At 34.0% G+C, this 16,603-nt stretch carries 17 protein-coding genes; all 17 read left to right on the top strand.

Annotated elements, in window-relative coordinates:
• Window positions 1-241: 241 nt before the first annotated feature.
• The 17 genes from tviB (at window position 242) to rfbB (ending at window position 16,562) form a co-directional block, all read left to right on the top strand.
• A complete protein-coding gene (gene tviB / locus LT090_RS10980; protein WP_068546649.1) occupies window positions 242-1,522 on the top strand; it encodes a Vi polysaccharide biosynthesis UDP-N-acetylglucosamine C-6 dehydrogenase TviB in 1,281 nt (426 codons plus the stop codon).
• Window positions 1,523-1,546: 24 nt separating this feature from the next.
• A complete protein-coding gene (locus LT090_RS10975) occupies window positions 1,547-2,695 on the top strand; it encodes a glycosyltransferase family protein (protein ID WP_068546650.1) in 1,149 nt (382 codons plus the stop codon).
• 9 nt (window positions 2,696-2,704) lie between these two features.
• On the top strand, window positions 2,705-4,120 hold the full coding sequence (gene wzx / locus LT090_RS10970; protein WP_068546651.1) for an O-unit flippase-like protein: 1,416 nt from the start codon (window positions 2,705-2,707) through the stop codon (window positions 4,118-4,120).
• Window positions 4,104-4,529, top strand: coding sequence for a serine O-acetyltransferase (locus tag LT090_RS10965; RefSeq protein WP_068546652.1), 426 nt, complete (start codon window positions 4,104-4,106; stop codon window positions 4,527-4,529). The genes wzx and LT090_RS10965 overlap by 17 nt, the downstream gene beginning before the upstream one ends.
• A complete protein-coding gene (locus LT090_RS10960) occupies window positions 4,526-4,966 on the top strand; it encodes an LbetaH domain-containing protein (RefSeq protein WP_082897181.1) in 441 nt (146 codons plus the stop codon). Before LT090_RS10965 ends, LT090_RS10960 begins: the two co-directional genes overlap by 4 nt.
• Window positions 4,967-4,976: 10 nt before the next feature.
• Window positions 4,977-6,062, top strand: coding sequence for a glycosyltransferase (locus LT090_RS10955; RefSeq protein WP_068546654.1), 1,086 nt, complete (start codon window positions 4,977-4,979; stop codon window positions 6,060-6,062).
• Window positions 6,062-7,216 (top strand): hypothetical protein, encoded by a 1,155-nt coding sequence (locus tag LT090_RS10950; protein ID WP_068546655.1) that lies wholly within the window; start codon window positions 6,062-6,064, stop codon window positions 7,214-7,216. The genes LT090_RS10955 and LT090_RS10950 overlap by 1 nt, the downstream gene beginning before the upstream one ends.
• 17 nt (window positions 7,217-7,233) lie before the next feature.
• Complete coding sequence (locus tag LT090_RS10945) at window positions 7,234-8,010, top strand: glycosyltransferase family 2 protein (RefSeq protein WP_068546656.1); 777 nt, start codon at window positions 7,234-7,236, stop codon at window positions 8,008-8,010.
• Window positions 8,011-8,178: 168 nt separating this feature from the next.
• On the top strand, window positions 8,179-9,327 hold the full coding sequence (locus LT090_RS10940; protein ID WP_068546657.1) for a glycosyltransferase: 1,149 nt from the start codon (window positions 8,179-8,181) through the stop codon (window positions 9,325-9,327).
• 10 nt (window positions 9,328-9,337) lie between these two features.
• Window positions 9,338-10,276 (top strand): UDP-glucose 4-epimerase family protein, encoded by a 939-nt coding sequence (locus tag LT090_RS10935; protein ID WP_332452296.1) that lies wholly within the window; start codon window positions 9,338-9,340, stop codon window positions 10,274-10,276.
• Between the two features lie 43 nt (window positions 10,277-10,319).
• A complete protein-coding gene (locus LT090_RS10930; RefSeq protein ID WP_068546659.1) occupies window positions 10,320-10,886 on the top strand; it encodes a sugar transferase in 567 nt (188 codons plus the stop codon).
• 2 nt (window positions 10,887-10,888) lie between these two features.
• Window positions 10,889-12,055: a nucleotide sugar dehydrogenase gene (locus tag LT090_RS10925; RefSeq protein WP_068546660.1), complete on the top strand. Its 1,167-nt coding sequence runs from the start codon at window positions 10,889-10,891 to the stop codon at window positions 12,053-12,055.
• Window positions 12,056-12,110: 55 nt separating this feature from the next.
• Window positions 12,111-13,139 (top strand): NAD-dependent epimerase, encoded by a 1,029-nt coding sequence (locus LT090_RS10920; protein ID WP_068546661.1) that lies wholly within the window; start codon window positions 12,111-12,113, stop codon window positions 13,137-13,139.
• 2 nt (window positions 13,140-13,141) lie between these two features.
• Entirely contained in the window at window positions 13,142-14,017 is an 876-nt protein-coding gene (gene rfbA, locus LT090_RS10915; RefSeq protein ID WP_068546662.1) for a glucose-1-phosphate thymidylyltransferase RfbA, read from the top strand.
• Complete coding sequence (rfbC, locus tag LT090_RS10910) at window positions 14,017-14,565, top strand: dTDP-4-dehydrorhamnose 3,5-epimerase (protein WP_068546663.1); 549 nt, start codon at window positions 14,017-14,019, stop codon at window positions 14,563-14,565. Before rfbA ends, rfbC begins: the two co-directional genes overlap by 1 nt.
• Window positions 14,566-14,576: 11 nt before the next feature.
• Complete coding sequence (gene rfbD, locus LT090_RS10905; RefSeq protein WP_068546664.1) at window positions 14,577-15,449, top strand: dTDP-4-dehydrorhamnose reductase; 873 nt, start codon at window positions 14,577-14,579, stop codon at window positions 15,447-15,449.
• 15 nt (window positions 15,450-15,464) lie between these two features.
• Complete coding sequence (gene rfbB / locus LT090_RS10900; protein WP_068546665.1) at window positions 15,465-16,562, top strand: dTDP-glucose 4,6-dehydratase; 1,098 nt, start codon at window positions 15,465-15,467, stop codon at window positions 16,560-16,562.
• Window positions 16,563-16,603 lie beyond the last annotated feature (41 nt).

Here is a 16,603-nt window from a genome sequence, read left to right as displayed (position 1 = left end):
TAAAAGAGCACCGTCATCCCATCACGAGCACTAGCGAGATGTGGGACCTCCTTCAGTCACAATGTGACTCTGAAGGAATAAAATAAACTGACTAAACCGAACAAAAAAGTGTGAAACACGCTTAAAAACACTGACCAATCGACATGAATTCTTTCATGTTCGACTTAGATAAATTTAACAAAATTGAACATTGGATTTGCACGAATGATCCAAAATTGCAGATAAGAAATAGGAACATCTTATGAGTATGTCATTAGATAATGTAAAAATTGCAGTTATTGGTCAAGGCTATGTGGGCTTGCCATTAGCAGTAGAGTTCGGTAAAAAAATGCCAACACTAGGCTTTGATATTAATGAAGAACGAATTGCCGAATTAAATTCTGGTAAGGATTCAACACTTGAATGCAGCGAAGACGAGTTAGCCGAATCTAAGTTTATTTCATACTCGGCAAATGTTGATGACCTAAAAGAGTGTAATGTATATATAGTTACTGTGCCTACACCTATAGATAAGCATAAAAAACCAGATCTTACTCCTTTAGTAAAAGCAAGTGAGATGTTGGGACAGGTAGTTAGTACAGGAGATATCGTTGTATACGAATCCACCGTATATCCTGGCGCAACTGAAGAAGATTGTATTCCTGTCATCGAAAAAATATCAGGACTAGTTTTTAATAAAGATTTTTTTGCTGGTTATTCTCCTGAACGCATCAATCCTGGTGACAAAGAACATCGTGTTACTAACATAATGAAAGTGACATCAGGTTCTACAGAAGAAGTAGCTAATTTTGTTGATTCTTTATACCTGAGTATTATTAAAGCGGGCACGCATAAAGCACCTAGTATTAAAGTAGCAGAGGCGTCAAAAGTAATAGAGAATACCCAAAGAGATTTGAATATTGCCCTTATAAATGAGCTAGCAATTATATTTAATACATTGAAAATAGATACTTTGGAAGTATTAGAGGCTGCGGGCACTAAATGGAATTTCTTACCATTTAGACCAGGATTGGTCGGAGGCCATTGCATAGGCGTTGATCCTTATTATTTAACTCATAAATCTCAATCAGTCGGATATATACCTGATATAATTTTATCTGGACGTAGAATTAATGATGGGATGGGAACTTTTGTCGTATCACAATTAGTAAAATCATTAATTAATAAAAAGATACATGTTATAGATGCTAAGGTTTTAATTCTAGGTTTTACATTTAAAGAAAATTGTCCGGATATTAGAAATACTAAAGTAATAGACATAGTAGAGGAAGCTAAAAGCTATAATATGAATGTCGATATCTTTGATCCGTGGTGTTCTGTAGAGGAAGCAAAATCTGATTATGCTATCGATATATTAAAATCAAAACCAAAAGAAAAGTATGATGCAGTTATTCTAGCTGTAGCCCATGATCAATTTAAATCCTTGACCAGAAAAGAATTATTAAATTGGGTTAAATCAAATCATGTTATTTATGATCTTAAGTACGTTTTGCCGAAAGATGAAGTTGATATTAGGCTTTAAAAGAACAGAGGTTGTGAAATAGCAATGACGAAATCAGTATACATATCATTTCTTGACGAAAAAAGATTAAGTGGCTATAGAAAAAAAATCCATGGCCAATGTGAGGCGTTAAATACTGGAGACAACTTATGTTATTTGATAACTGTAAGTGGTAATGATGTTGTACAATACAATTTTAAAACAGGTGAAAAAACAACACTATTTTCATATCAAAATCGAATTTTTGATAAAAAAAACATAATTGATGAATTTAGGCTTTTTAGTAAATTTACTAGAATTTGTTTTGATAGAATAAAAAAAATAGCTCCAGATCTAATTTATATAAGACGAATTATCCCGATCACATTTGCATTGTTAAATTTATTGAGCAACCTGCGGAAATCCTTTACTAATACAAAAATTATATATGAATATCCGACTTACCCATGGGAAAAAGAGTTGCTATCAGAAAAAAAATACTTGTTTTATATAATCGACAGGTTGCTTTTTAAACATTTGGAAAACAGAGTTGATAAAATTGTTGTCGTTGGTTCGTCCTTAACTTTAGGGAGCAAATATTTAAATATAAATAATGCAATCTCTTTAGAGCAGTTTAATTTTCAGGAGTCCCCAAAGAAAGTCAATTCTCAATTAAACTTAATTTCCGTAGCTAACTTCAATATATTTCATGGTATAGATAGATTGCTCGAAGGCTTATCTCTTTATGTTTCTAATAACCCAAATATTACAGTTAATATCCATTTAGTTGGTCCTATTGCTGATTCTCTCGGTATCCAAGGTATTATAGAAAAGCATAGATTGGAAAAGTATGTAAATATTCATGGTTATCTCGAAGGAGAAAAATTAGAAGAAGTATTTGCTACTTCTGATCTTGCAGTAGGGTGTTTAGGTGTACATAGAAAAGGGGTTCTTTCATTAAACTCTTTGAAAAATAGAGAATATTGCGCTAGAGGTTTACCATTCATTTTTAGTGAAAAAGATGACGCAATAGAAAAACATGAACCAACTTTTATATTCAAGGTTCCGTTCGACGATTCGCCAATCGATATTAAGAGTGTAGTTGACTTTTATGAAAAACTAAATCTAAATCAAGAGCAGATTAGGAATTTTGCAAGTGAGCATTTATCTTGGGGAAATGAAATGCGTAAAGTATTAGAAACCGTCGGATATTAACGTCTTATTGTGCGAAAATTTAAAAATAAAGTTTATACTCTAGGTGTAATTAGCCAGCTTTTACATTCGGGGCTAAATCTAATTCTCTTACCATTTATACTATATTATTTACCTAGTGAAGTTCTTGGGGTCTGGTATAACTTTACGATGCTCTTTGGCTTGGTTCTCCTCCTTGATTTTGGCTTTTCAACCACTATAACTCGAAATGTAGGCTATGCATGGGCCGGTGCTGATACTCTAAAATCTAAAGGTTTGGCAGGTGTGTCAAACGGTCTTGTTAATAAATTTTTATTATCCAATATAATCAGAATTAGTCGTAGAATATATGCACTAATAGCCAGCTTTGGTTTCGTGGTGCTTGGTATTGGTGGTTCTTGGTACTTGAATTACGTAATTGGTGATGAGGCGGAATTTTCAAAAATAAGTGCTTCTTGGATAACTTATTTGTTGGCTATTTCGATACATATGTATTTTATGTATTGGACTCCTCTGTTAAAAGGCACTGGAACTGTAGAAAGTTATTACAAAGTTAATATACTTTCAAAATTATTACAGTTAATAATTAGCGTTTTAGGGTTGTTAGCAGGAGGAGGCCTCTTTGCTATTTGTTTTGCTTATTTAGTTTCGGTTTTAGTAGCTAGATTATGTAGCGTATTGTATTTCAAAAAACACTTAGCTGCCAATATAATTGGTTTTGAAGATTTGCTCGGGATGTCTTCAATGGCAGACTCCAAGGAGTCGTTTAAAAATTCATATGTTGGAATGGTAAAGCAAGGACTTATTTCTGTTTCGAATTTTTTAATTGATAAAATATCACTTCTTTATGTAACGATTTATACTGGCCTTTTGGTCTCATCAAGCTTTGGCCTTACAATGCAAGCTATTGGTGTCATTTCAGTATTAGGTCATGTTTATTATAATACCGTCTTACCTAAACTAATCAATTTTAAAGCTCAAAATAAGTCTCACGAATTATACGAATATTTTTGTAAGGCATTAGCTATTCAGTTTTATCTTTTGTCAGTAGGTGGAGTGTGCTTAGTGTTTTTAGGGCCTAGCATATTACATTTGTTAGGCTCGCAAACAACTATGTTAAATACTTGGGATATTATTCTGGGTTTAATTTACACTTCTTTATATAGTTTTCAACTTTTGTGTGTGAACTATATAATATTGGGCAATGAATATCCTATGGTGAAAGCATACATCTTAAATGCTCTGCTACTTCCCATATTAATATTTCTAGAGAGTTTTTGTATCGAGATTTCAGTAACAGTTATTTTATTGAATCAAATAGCTATTTTATTGCTATATAATGGCTGGAAATGGCCCATAAAAGTAGCAAAGTTAAATCAAAAATCTTTAGGGCAACTTCTAATAGATGTACTTTGGGTAAATAGAGGTAGAAGTGAAAAAAGAATCTAGCGTAATTAGGCTGTATAGGTTGGCTAATTATTTTTATCGAAAAGATTATAAAGGTATAGCAAGAGTTTTGACTAGAGTTCTTCGCTTATTATTTTCGGCTGAAATACCAGCAAGTTGTTACTTGGGATGTGGTGTAGAGTTGAAACATGGCGGTCTAGGTATTGTGCTCCATGATAATTTACAAGTAGGTGAAAATACCGTTATTTATCAAAATGTCACGATCGGGGGAAGAGAGCAACACGGTACTCCAAAAATAGGTAAGGGGGTTTATATTGGTGCCGGAGCGTGCATTTTAGGAAATGTAATTGTTGGTGATGGGGCTAGAATTGGGGCAAGTTCAGTTGTTTTAAAAGATGTCGTCGAAGGTACAACCGTTGTAGGGAATCCTGCTCGACAGGTTGAAAAATGATGAAAAACTTTATAAAAATTATTTTCCCTTTTATATTTCAATCTGAAAAAATTTTATTTTGGCAAAAAATGTCTAATAACTTATTTATCAGAGGCTTTAAAAGGTGCGCATTTTTTATTGAAGGTTGGATAATGTCTAACTATGGATGTGCAATTTCTTGTCAAGCGAACCTATCTAAAAATATAAAGTTTCCTCACCCAATAGGTATTGTAATAGGTGCTGGTGTAACACTTGGCGAACGAGTTGTTATATATCAAAATGTTACTATTGGTCGTAAATCTATGGATATAGACGGTTATCCAATTATTGAGAATGATGTTGTCATATATTGTAATGCCGTTGTGATAGGCGATATTACAGTCGCTGAAAAAACTATCGTTGGTGCTGGGAGTTTCTTAGCTAAAAGTACTAACAATTCTCAGGTTTTTATTTCTTAAAGAATGAATCATGAATAAGAAAAAAGTTTTATTTATTTATCATAAGATTACCTACAGTGGCGCAAATAAAATGGTATCTTTTTTGTCAAATAATCTTGATAAAGAAAGATTTAATTGCGTTATGTATACTTATGAAACTTCAGAATATCCATATTACAAGTTAAATGAAAACATAAATCTAATTAGGCGAGATAAAAGATTGGCATTACCTATCTTAAAAAGATTAGGTGACTTTTTATCAATTTTAAAGGTAGTAAAAAAACAGAAACCGGACGCTATTGTTTCATTTAATTCAACTAATAGTTTCTACGGTTTTTTGATAAAGGTTATTTGTGGTTGCACCTTAATCGTCTCCGAAAGGGGATTTCCTGCGTCTGAAACTAGATTAATTTCAAAAATTAAGAGATATGGAATGGAAAGAGCTGATGCTGCGATATTCCAAACTCCTGGTGCTAGGGCTTATTTTCCTGAAAAATTGCAAAAACAATCAATTATATTGCCGAATCCAGTTATTTTAGACGAATGTAGACCTATAAGTTGGGATGACAAAAATATTGCAATTTCGTTTGTCGGTAGATTTGAATTAAAACAAAAGCGTCAAGATTTAATGCTGAATGCATTGAATATATTAATTGAAAAATACCCTAAATTAATTTTGAACTTTTATGGTGATGGACCTGATTTAGCTATAGTTAAGGACCTAGTCAAGCAACTAGGTTTGTCTGATAATGTTGTATTTCATGGCCTGGTGCAAAACGTTAAGGAGCAAGTTAAGCAAGATAAGATTTATGTCTTATCATCAGACTTTGAAGGAATTCCTAATGCTTTAATTGAAGCAATGTCGATTGGTTCTGCTTGTATAGCGACTGATTGCGACCCAGGTGGTGCTCGGCTATTAATTGAAAATCGCATTAATGGGGTATTGGTTCCTAAGGGAGATTACATATCTTTAGCAAATGCGATTGATGAACTAATCACGAATGATATTTTCGCAGAATCTTTGGCAAGCGAAGCGATGTTAATATCAGAAAAGTATAGTGTAGATAAGATATCTAATAAGTTTAATAGCTTCTTAGACTCTATGTTAAACCGTTAATGTTTACTAAAAATAAATTACGGCTTTCTAAAGCAAGGTTCGTTATTTCCTTGTTTGCAATAGTAGCTTGTATAGTTGCTAGGTTTTCTTTTCCATTTGGAGATGAACCTGATTATAACTATAGAGCCTATCAAATAATTCAGGATTCGCATCCCATTATTTCACCATATCACTGGTTGGAAGGTATGTTGTCGAACCTCGATATTAATTCTAATTGTCAAATAAATTCAACCCCCACTAGTTTAAATGTGTCTATAGACGCAGAATCATGTCAGCAGCCATTTTATCAAGCGTTAATCCGGATTTTTATTGCTTTGTTTTTTACAATACCGATACTGATGCTTTGTGTTACAAAGCACAAAAGTGACAATCCTCAATTTAATTTTCGCCAAATTTCTATTTTGTTGAGTCTTTGCTTTCCTGGTTTTATTTACTACTTGGGTGTTTTAGCTGATGAGCAATTAGTTTTGTTCCTATCAATATTAATCGTTTTATATTTTAAAAATATCTATGTTGTAATAGCTTTACTAATGGCAATTTTTGCAATAGATGCTGGAAGCTTTATTGTTGTACTGTTTTTTTATTGTTTAACGATTGTTTATCAATGGCTATATTCAATTAAAGGTTTTAGTTGGTTATTAACAGTCGCGACAATACAAATCATAGTGTTTTATGTTCTGGGTACAGAGATATTAAAAAACATACCTTACATACCTATAATAGCTGAGAAAGCAGAAGCTATGTTCTACGCTCTGGAGAGCAAAGATTTAGTTGATAAATATCCTGTTATTTTGAGACCAATAATAACATACATGTCGTTTATCTTCTTTACTCCTGCATATGTTAAATCTCCTATTTTATATGCGGCTATAGGCTGTTTGATTTTTTACTCAATATTTAAATTAGCAAAGAATTTTAAATCTATAGAAATCTCGCACGTTAATGATTTCATCGTTCCGTCAATTGCTGGGTTTGTTAGTATATTATGCATTGTTTTTGTATTTCCTAGTTATGTAAATGCTAAATATTATGTTTTCATGCTTCCTTTTTTTATTGCTGCTGCCTTGCCTGTCTTATCATACAAAAAAATTTTTTACACCTTCATATGCATAAATCTAATGCTTCATGTAAATCTAATTTATTTTAAAATTTAAGTGAGAAAAAGTTAAAAATGGCTACGATTTATATTTCAATAGTGTCTCATAATAACGAATCAGACCTTATCAAGAATGAAGAGTTAATTAAAATAGGTAACTTACCAAATGTTACCATTTTGTTACGAGATAATGTTGGAAATTGTCAATTAAAAAAATTTAGTTTGAAAAATGGCTTCCATTACTCTGAATCTGCAATTCCTTTAGGATTTGGTGAAAACAATAATAAAAACTTCTCTATCGCTCTAAAACATGGAATTAAGCCTGCTGATTGGTTTATAACAATGAACCCGGACGTGGTTATTTCGTGTGATATGATAAATAAATTAACCAATATTCTATCCACTAATTCGATGAACTTATTTGCGATAAATCTTTTTTCTGATGAAAAATTGACTCGCAGTGAGTTGTCAATTCGAAAGTTTCCTTCAAATAAATCTTTGCTTAATCTTATTCGTAGATTGCCTGTAACAGACGCTTATAACAAAGCTGAACTTAGACATTTAGATAATGTTGACTGGGCGGCAGGATCATTTTTAATTTTTAGGTGTTCTCTTTATGATGAATTGAACGGGTTTGATCAAAACTATTTTATGTATTATGAAGATGTTGATATATGTTTTAGGGCCAACAATTTACTTTCTGAGCCAGTAATATATTTAAAAGAAATTAAAGCTTTTCATATTGGCGGATATCAAAATAGAAATATTTTTTCCAAGCATTTTCGATGGTATTTAATTAGTCTAATAAGGTTTCTTGTAAAACAAACAAAACATAGATTAATAAAAAGATAAAGATCGTGAAATACTTACCTGCATTAGATGGACTGAGAGGCGTCGCTGTATTATTGGTTGTAATAGCTTATTTTCCTTATGTAAATGGAGCAAATCTAATCAATTCTATTAGCAATTAAAAAAAATTGGTGTTAACAGTAAATTATAAAATAATATTGACAGCTAAAAATGAAAAGAATATTAGTTAATGCGACTAACTTAATAAAAGGAGGTGGCATCTCCTGTGCAGTTTATTTTATCGAAGAGTCCCAATTTTGGAATAACAAAGGGGTAGAGTGGCACTACTGTGTTTCCTCGCAAATATATGAAGAAATAAAAAATTTAGGTATTCAAAGACAAAAAATATTTGTTTTCAGGCAAAGCCCAGCTAAAAATATAATTTCTCGATTTAGGTTGAAAGCCATAGAGCGAAGAGTCTTACCCGATATGGTTTACACAATATTTGGACCTGCATATGTAAAGTTTGATAGCTTTCATATCATGGGCGTTGCTAATACTTGGTTAACAAAGCCGAAAGAGATCCCGTTTACAAAAGTATATAAAAATTATTTAGATTTAGTTTTTTTTAAAATGAGCCTTTCTTATAAACGAAGTTGGCTTTTTAAAGCCGATAGTTATATTTGCGAAACGCAAAGAAGTGCAAAAGATTTAGCTTATATAGTAAATAAAAGCATTGAGGAAATAAGTGTTGTTCCTAATATAAACACAAATTTTGGTAAAAGTATAACTAATGCTAGTCAAGAATGTATAAATAATAAAATATTAAAACTATGTAATAACAACATTCTAATGTTGTCTTCTTATTATCCTCATAAAAACTTTGAAAATGTCATCAAGGCCTGCGTAAAAGTGAGAGAGAAAAATAAAAATTTTAAGCTGTTATTAACAATTGAAGACTTTGAGTTCGAAAAGCTTTGTAAAAATTGTAATTTAAATTCAGTGTTTTTATTGAACAACATAGAGAATCTAGGGAAAGTAAAAAGAAAAGACTTATTTAGACTGTATAGTATTAGCTTGTTTACAGTGATCCCAAGCTTCAAAGAAGATTATTCATCCGTTTATTCTGAATCTATCGAAAGCTGTACACCTCTGATCGCTAGCGACTATAATTATGTTAGAGATATTTTAGGTGGGTATGCAGTTTACGTTGATCCGAATTCTATAGATGCAATTCACGATGGCTTAGTGAAATTACTAAATAATGATCATCGAGATATGATTATTAAAAAAATGCGGCAACAGGTTATGAACAGTCAGTTTAAAACAACTAAGTTTGAATTATATATGCAAATATTTAACAAATATCTAAGTTTATAGGATAAATATTGTGATTTTGCTTACTGGAGCAAGTGGCTTCGTTGGAAAACGATTACTTAAGAAATTAAAAAATAATGACTCAAAGGTTGTAACAGTCTTTCGAGGCGAAATGGTAGATAAAGAGCGTGAAAAATTTGTTCATGGGATAGACTCTGCTACAGACTGGAGTGATAAACTGTTATCTGTTGATATTATTATTCATTGTGCTGCTCGGGTGCATGTAATGAGAGAGTATGCAAAAAATCCCCTAGAGGAATTTCGTGAAGTAAATGTTTTAGGTACTATGAAATTAGCTCGCTCTGCAGCAGAGGCTGGCGTTAAACGATTTATCTTTGTTAGCTCAATTAAGGTGAATGGAGAATCTACCACAGGCAAAAAACCTTACACTTCAACAGATCAACCTGCACCAGAAGACCCATATGGTATTTCAAAAGCTGAAGCTGAAGAGCAATTAATTGCTTTGGGAAAAGAAACAGGAATGGAGATTGTTATCATCCGTCCCCCTTTAGTATATGGGGCTGGCGTTAAAGCAAATTTTGCCGCTATTTGTAACTTGGTCAGTAAAGGTTTACCTCTTCCGTTTGGCTCATTATCTGCCAATAAACGTTCAATGGTTTATGTTGGTAACTTAATCAGCTTGATTATTGAATGTGTGAAAAACGAGAAAGCGGCAAATCAGATATTTTTAGTGTCAGATAATGACGATTTATCTTTATCAGATTTTATTAAGCGTTTGAGTATAGCTATGGGCAAAAACACTTTGCTACTGCCATTCCCTAAATCTTTATTTGAATTAGCTGGAAAATTAACAGGTAAAACTACTTTGGTTGATAGGTTAGTTGGTTCACTTCAAGTAGATATAAATCATACGTGCCAAACACTTGATTGGACACCACCTTATTCCGTTGAAGATGGCTTTACTGAAACAGTAAAAGACTTTCAAAAATAACCCTTATTTATTCAATAATTTCTTTTTATTAATAGAGAGACATATGACTCATTTTGTAATTCGTATCCTAGATTTTTTATTTGCCTTCTTTGGGCTTTTATTTGGGTTTCCTATTTTAATTGTATTAACCGTTGTCGGTTATTTTGATACTGGCTCTCCTATTTTCATTCAAGAGCGAGTAGGGCGTAATCAAAAGCCTTTTAAACTTATTAAGTTTAGAACCATGACCGTAGGCACAGCTTCTGTGGCAAGCCATTTAGCATCGAGTGCGTCTATTACTAAATTTGGTAACTTTCTACGTAAAACCAAATTAGATGAATTGCCACAACTTTGGAATGTATTTAGAGGCGAAATGAGTTTAGTAGGACCTCGTCCTAATTTGTTTAACCAAGAAGAATTAATTAGTGAGCGTGAATCTCGAGGGGTTTATAATGTGCGTCCCGGTATCACTGGCCTTGCGCAAGTGAATGAAATTGACATGTCAACTCCAGAGCTTCTAGCTAAAACGGATGAAAAAATGATTTTGACGTTATCTTTAGGTGATTACTTTAAGTACATAATTCAAACTGTCACAGGTAAAGGAAGTGGTGATAGAGTTATAAAGGATTAATTATGAAAATTGCAATTGCTGGTACAGGTTACGTAGGCCTTTCAAATGCCATGTTATTAGCGCAGCACAATGAAGTTGTTGCTGTCGATATCATTCCTGAAAAGGTAGAGTTATTAAATTCAGGTAAATCACCAATTGAAGATACAGAAATATCTGATTTTCTTGAAAATAAGAGTCTAAATTTTTTAGCTACTTTAGATAAAGAAGTAGCATATGCAGGCGCTGATTATGTGATTATTGCGACACCTACTGATTATGACCCTACTACAAATTACTTTAATACATCTTCAGTTGAAGCAGTAATTAAAGATGTTATGGCGATTAATCCATCTGCTTGTATGATAATTAAATCAACAGTGCCAGTTGGTTATACAGCTCGCATTCGCGAAGAGTTTGGTTGTGAAGGTTTAATCTTTTCTCCTGAATTTTTACGCGAAGGTAAGGCTCTTTACGATAACCTTTATCCATCACGTATAATTGTTGGCGAAGATTCAGAGCGTGCTCGTGCGTTTTCAAGGCTTTTAGTTGAAGGTGCTTGGAAAGAAGATATAGAAGTTTTATTTATTCGTTCTACTGAAGCTGAAGCTGTTAAATTATTTTCTAACACGTACTTAGCTATGCGTGTTGCTTATTTTAATGAACTTGATTCTTACGCCGAAGTACATGAATTAGATTCTCGTTCAATTATTGAAGGGGTTAGTTTAGATCCTCGTATAGGCAGTCATTATAATAATCCTTCATTTGGTTATGGTGGTTACTGTTTACCAAAAGATACTAAGCAGCTATTAGCTAATTACGCTGATGTACCTAATAACATGGTTGGCGCAATTGTTGATGCCAATCGTACACGTAAAGACTTTATAGCGGATTCAATAGTTGCAAGAAAGCCAACAATTGTTGGTGTTTATCGTTTGGTGATGAAATCTGGCTCAGATAACTTTAGAGCTTCATCTATACAAGGGATTATGAAACGCATCAAAGCCAAAGGTATTGAAGTTGTTGTTTATGAACCTGTACTTAAAGATGATGAGTTTTTTAAATCTCGTGTAGTGGCTGATTTAGAAGAATTTAAATCTATTTCTGATGTTATTGTTTCAAATCGTATGGATGAAGAATTAGCTGATGTTGCTAACAAAGTGTATACGCGCGATTTGTTTGGTAACGATTAGGTTTAAATTATTGTTGAGAAATCCTGACTATGTCAGGATTTTTTTAGGAAAAAATATGAAATATTTAGTTACCGGCGCTGCTGGTTTTATTGGCCACTTTGTTGCGCAGCGTTTGTGTGAACAAGGGCATGCAGTTATCGGCCTTGATAACTTGAACGATTATTACGAAGTTAGTTTAAAACAAGATCGTTTAGAAAACTTAAAACCTTATTCTGATTGTGGCTTATTTAAATTTGTAAAAATGGATTTAGCAGATCGTGAAGGTATTGCTAGTTTATTTTCGGATGAAAAGTTTGACCGTGTTATTCATTTAGCAGCACAAGCTGGTGTGCGTTATTCTATTGAAAACCCTCTAGCGTATGCAGATTCAAACTTAGTAGGGCACCTAACCATATTAGAAGGCTGTCGCCACAATAATGTTAAACATTTAGTATATGCATCATCGTCCTCTGTTTATGGTTTAAATACTAAAGTACCTTTTGCTACATCTGATAGTGTTGACCACCCTGTATCACTTTATGCAGCAACCAAAAAGTCTAATGAGCTAATGGCTCATAGTTATTCGCATTTATATAACTTACCAACCACGGGTTTACGTTTTTTTACTGTATATGGACCATGGGGAAGACCAGATATGGCTCCTATGTTATTTGCTGACGCCATAACTAATGGCCGTGAAATCAAAGTGTTTAACCATGGTGATATGCGTCGTGATTTTACTTACATTGATGATATTGTTGAAGGTATTATACGCATTCAAGGAGTTATACCAACAGCTAACACAGATTGGAATGTTGAGACAAGCTCTGCCGCTAATAGTTCTGCACCTTACAGTATTTATAATATTGGTAATGGTAATCCTGTTAAGTTACTTGATTTTATTGAAGCAATGGAAACTTCGTTAGAGGTTAAAGCTGAGAAAAACTTTATGGATATGCAACCTGGAGATGTTTACCAAACTTATGCTGAAGTTGAAGACTTATTTGAGGTTACAGGGCAGCGACCAAAAACATCTGTGAAAGAAGGTGTTGCTGAGTTTGTTAATTGGTATCGTGAATATTACAATTTAGAAATCGAGAATTAGTTATGAAAGGAATTATTTTAGCTGGTGGCAGTGGAACACGCCTTTACCCTTTGACAAAAGTTGTTAGTAAGCAACTTATGCCAGTTTATGACAAACCAATGATTTACTACCCACTTGCTACATTAATGCAAGCAGGTATCCGCGAAATTCTTATTATATCCACCCCTGAAGAAATTCATCGATTTGAGCGTTTGCTTGGCGATGGTTCTGGTTTTGGAGTGTCACTTACATATGCTGTTCAGCCTTCACCAGATGGTTTAGCACAGGCATTTATTATTGCTGAAGACTTTCTTGCTGGTTCTTCTGCGGCTCTAGTGCTTGGCGATAACATGTTTTATGGTCACGATTTAGTTAAGTCTTTACGTTCGGCTGCTTCTCGTGACGTTGGTGGTACAGTGTTTGGTTATCGTGTTGCCAATCCTACATCTTACGGTGTGGTTGAATTTGATGAGACTGGCAAGGCTATTTCAATTGAAGAAAAGCCTGCAGTGCCAAAATCTAGTTATGCAATTCCTGGTATATATTTCTTTGATTCTCGTGTGGTTGAATTTGCTAAGAATGTTAAACCTTCCGCACGTGGTGAATTAGAAATAACAGACGTAATTGATCAGTATTTACAGGCTGGTGAATTAAACGTGCAAATTATGGGACGAGGTACTGCTTGGCTTGATACTGGTACTCATGATGATTTATTAGCAGCGGCTCAGTTTATAGCTACGGTTGAAAAGCGCCAAGGTTTGAAGGTCAATTGCCCAGAAGAGATAGCGTTTCGTAACGGTTGGATCACTGCTGAACAATTACGGGTCATTGCTGAGCCACTACGTAAAAGTGGTTATGGCGAATACTTGCTAAATATTATTGAAGAGAAGATCTTTTAATGAAGTTTATTAAAACTGACATTCCTGATGTTGTAATTTTAGAGCCTACAGTATTTGGTGATGAACGTGGCTTTTTTATGGAAACGTTTCGTGATGATACGTTTCAGTCGGAAGTTTGTGAGCGTCGCTTTGTACAAGATAATCATAGCAAATCAAGTTGTGGCATATTACGTGGCCTTCATTATCAAACTGAAATGACTCAAGGCAAACTTGTTCGTGTCGTCTCAGGTGAAGTTTACGATGTTGCGGTTGATATGCGTAAATCATCTCCGACCTTTGGTAAACATGTTGGTGTTGTGTTGTCTGCAGATAATAAACGTCAATTATGGGTTCCTGAAGGTTTTGCTCATGGCTTTTATGTTATGAGTGACTCTGCCGAGTTTGTTTATAAATGCACAGACTATTATGCGCCTGAATTTGAAGTATCACTCAAATGGGATGATCCTAGTATTGGCATTCAATGGCCGTTAGTTGATGGTAAGGCTCCTTCACTATCAGCAAAAGATGAGCAAGGGCTTAGTTTTGCTGAAGCTCCATATTTTGAATAAGTAGGCTATTGATGAAAATTGTAGTCATAGGCAAAAGTGGTCAGCTTGCTACTGAGCTAGGTTTACTTAATAGCGAAGAATGCTCTGTTGTATGTTTAGGGCGAAATGATGTTGATATAAGTGATGTTAATTCACTTAAAAGTGTTATGGGTTCATTAGGTGCAGATGCCGTTATTAATGCATCAGCATATACAGCCGTTGATAAAGCAGAATCAGACGTTGAAAATGCCTTTTTATTGAATGAACAGGCCGTTAAAAACATCGCGGTTGTCTGTGCTGATTTAGGCATAAATTTAGTGCAAGTATCAACCGATTTTGTCTTCGATGGTAGTAAATCTTCTCCTTATACTCCTGATGATACATGTACTCCAATAGGCGTTTATGGTGAGAGCAAACTCGCTGGTGAAAAAGCGGCTATTGATGTACTTGGTAGTGCCTGTTGTGTAATACGTACCTCTTGGGTATATTCGGTGCATGGCTATAACTTTGTTAAAACCATGCTTAGACTAATGAATGAACGAGAGCAATTAGGCGTAGTTGGCGATCAAATCGGCACGCCTACACATGCTTCTAGTTTGGCAAAAATATGCTTACTCGCTGCTAAAGAAAAACTTTCTGGTGTTCATCATTATACTGATAATGGCGTAGCAAGTTGGTATGACTTTGCAGTAGCCATTTGTGATATAGGTTTAGAGCTTGGTTTATTGAATAAACAAATCAATATAAATTCAATTGCGACGACTGAATATCCAACCCCTGCGAAAAGACCTAGCTATAGTGTATTAGATAAAAGCAGTTTATTAGCTGCATTACCAGATGTGTCTTTAGTACATTGGCGAGAAGAACTGCGCTCAATGATGGCAAAGCTTAAAACTTTAAATTAGTTAAAAGATTAAATTATGAAAAAATTATTAGTAACCGGTGGTGCCGGCTTTATTGGTGCTAACTTTGTACATTATTGGTTAGCCAATTACCCAAATGATAAAGTAGTGGTATTAGATGCATTAACTTATGCGGGTAATATTGCCAACTTAAAGCCTGTTGAAAGCAATGATAACTTAGCTTTTGTAAAAGGTGATATCTGCGATCAAGAACTTGTTGAGAAATTATTAGTTGAACATAGTATTGATACTTTAGTGCATTTTGCTGCTGAGTCTCATGTTGACCGTTCAATAACAGGACCAGATGCCTTTATTGAAACGAATATCATTGGTACCTATTCGTTACTTAAAGCAGCAAAGAAAGTGTGGCTAGATGGCCCTGAGGTGCTTGAGCATCGCTTCCATCATGTATCTACCGATGAAGTATACGGCACACTATCTGCTGATGACCCAGCTTTTACAGAAGACACCGCTTATGCACCTAACTCGCCTTATTCGGCAAGTAAGGCAGCGAGTGATCATTTAGCAAGAGCATATCATCATACATTTGGGTTAAACGTTACTACCAGTAACTGTTCAAATAACTATGGTCCTTATCATTTCCCTGAAAAGCTTATTCCTTTAGTTATTACTAACATATTGCATAATAAAGAATTACCTATATATGGTGATGGTATGCAAATACGTGATTGGTTATATGTAGAAGATCATGCTTACGGTATTGATTTAGTATTACAAAAAGGCCAAGTAGGTGAGAACTATAATATTGGTGGTCACAATGAGTGGGCTAACATTAATATTGTAAAAGAAGTTTGTAAGCTTGTTGAAAACGAGTTTGCTAACAACGAATCACTTGCGGGAAAATTTGCTGACGCAAAAGCGGCAATCGCTGGTGATACAAAGTCTTTAATTACTTATGTAAAAGATAGACCAGGTCATGATAGACGCTATGCAATTGATGCAACGAAAACTCAAAATGAACTAGGTTATAAACCTAGAGAATCATTTGAAACAGGTATTGCTAAAACAGTAAAATGGTACCTAGAGAATGAAGAGTGGTGGCAAGCTGTGATGGACGGTTCTTATCAGGACTGGGTAGAGAAGCAGTATAGTTAATAAGAATAAATAATTCACAATAAAAAGCTCTGAATATGTTA

Origin of the sequence: Thalassotalea crassostreae (genome assembly GCF_001831495.1) — a bacterium.
Lineage (GTDB): Bacteria > Pseudomonadota > Gammaproteobacteria > Enterobacterales > Alteromonadaceae > Thalassotalea_A > Thalassotalea_A crassostreae.
Note: the sequence above shows the minus strand (reverse complement) of the source record. Positions and strands in the feature narration are given on the sequence as shown.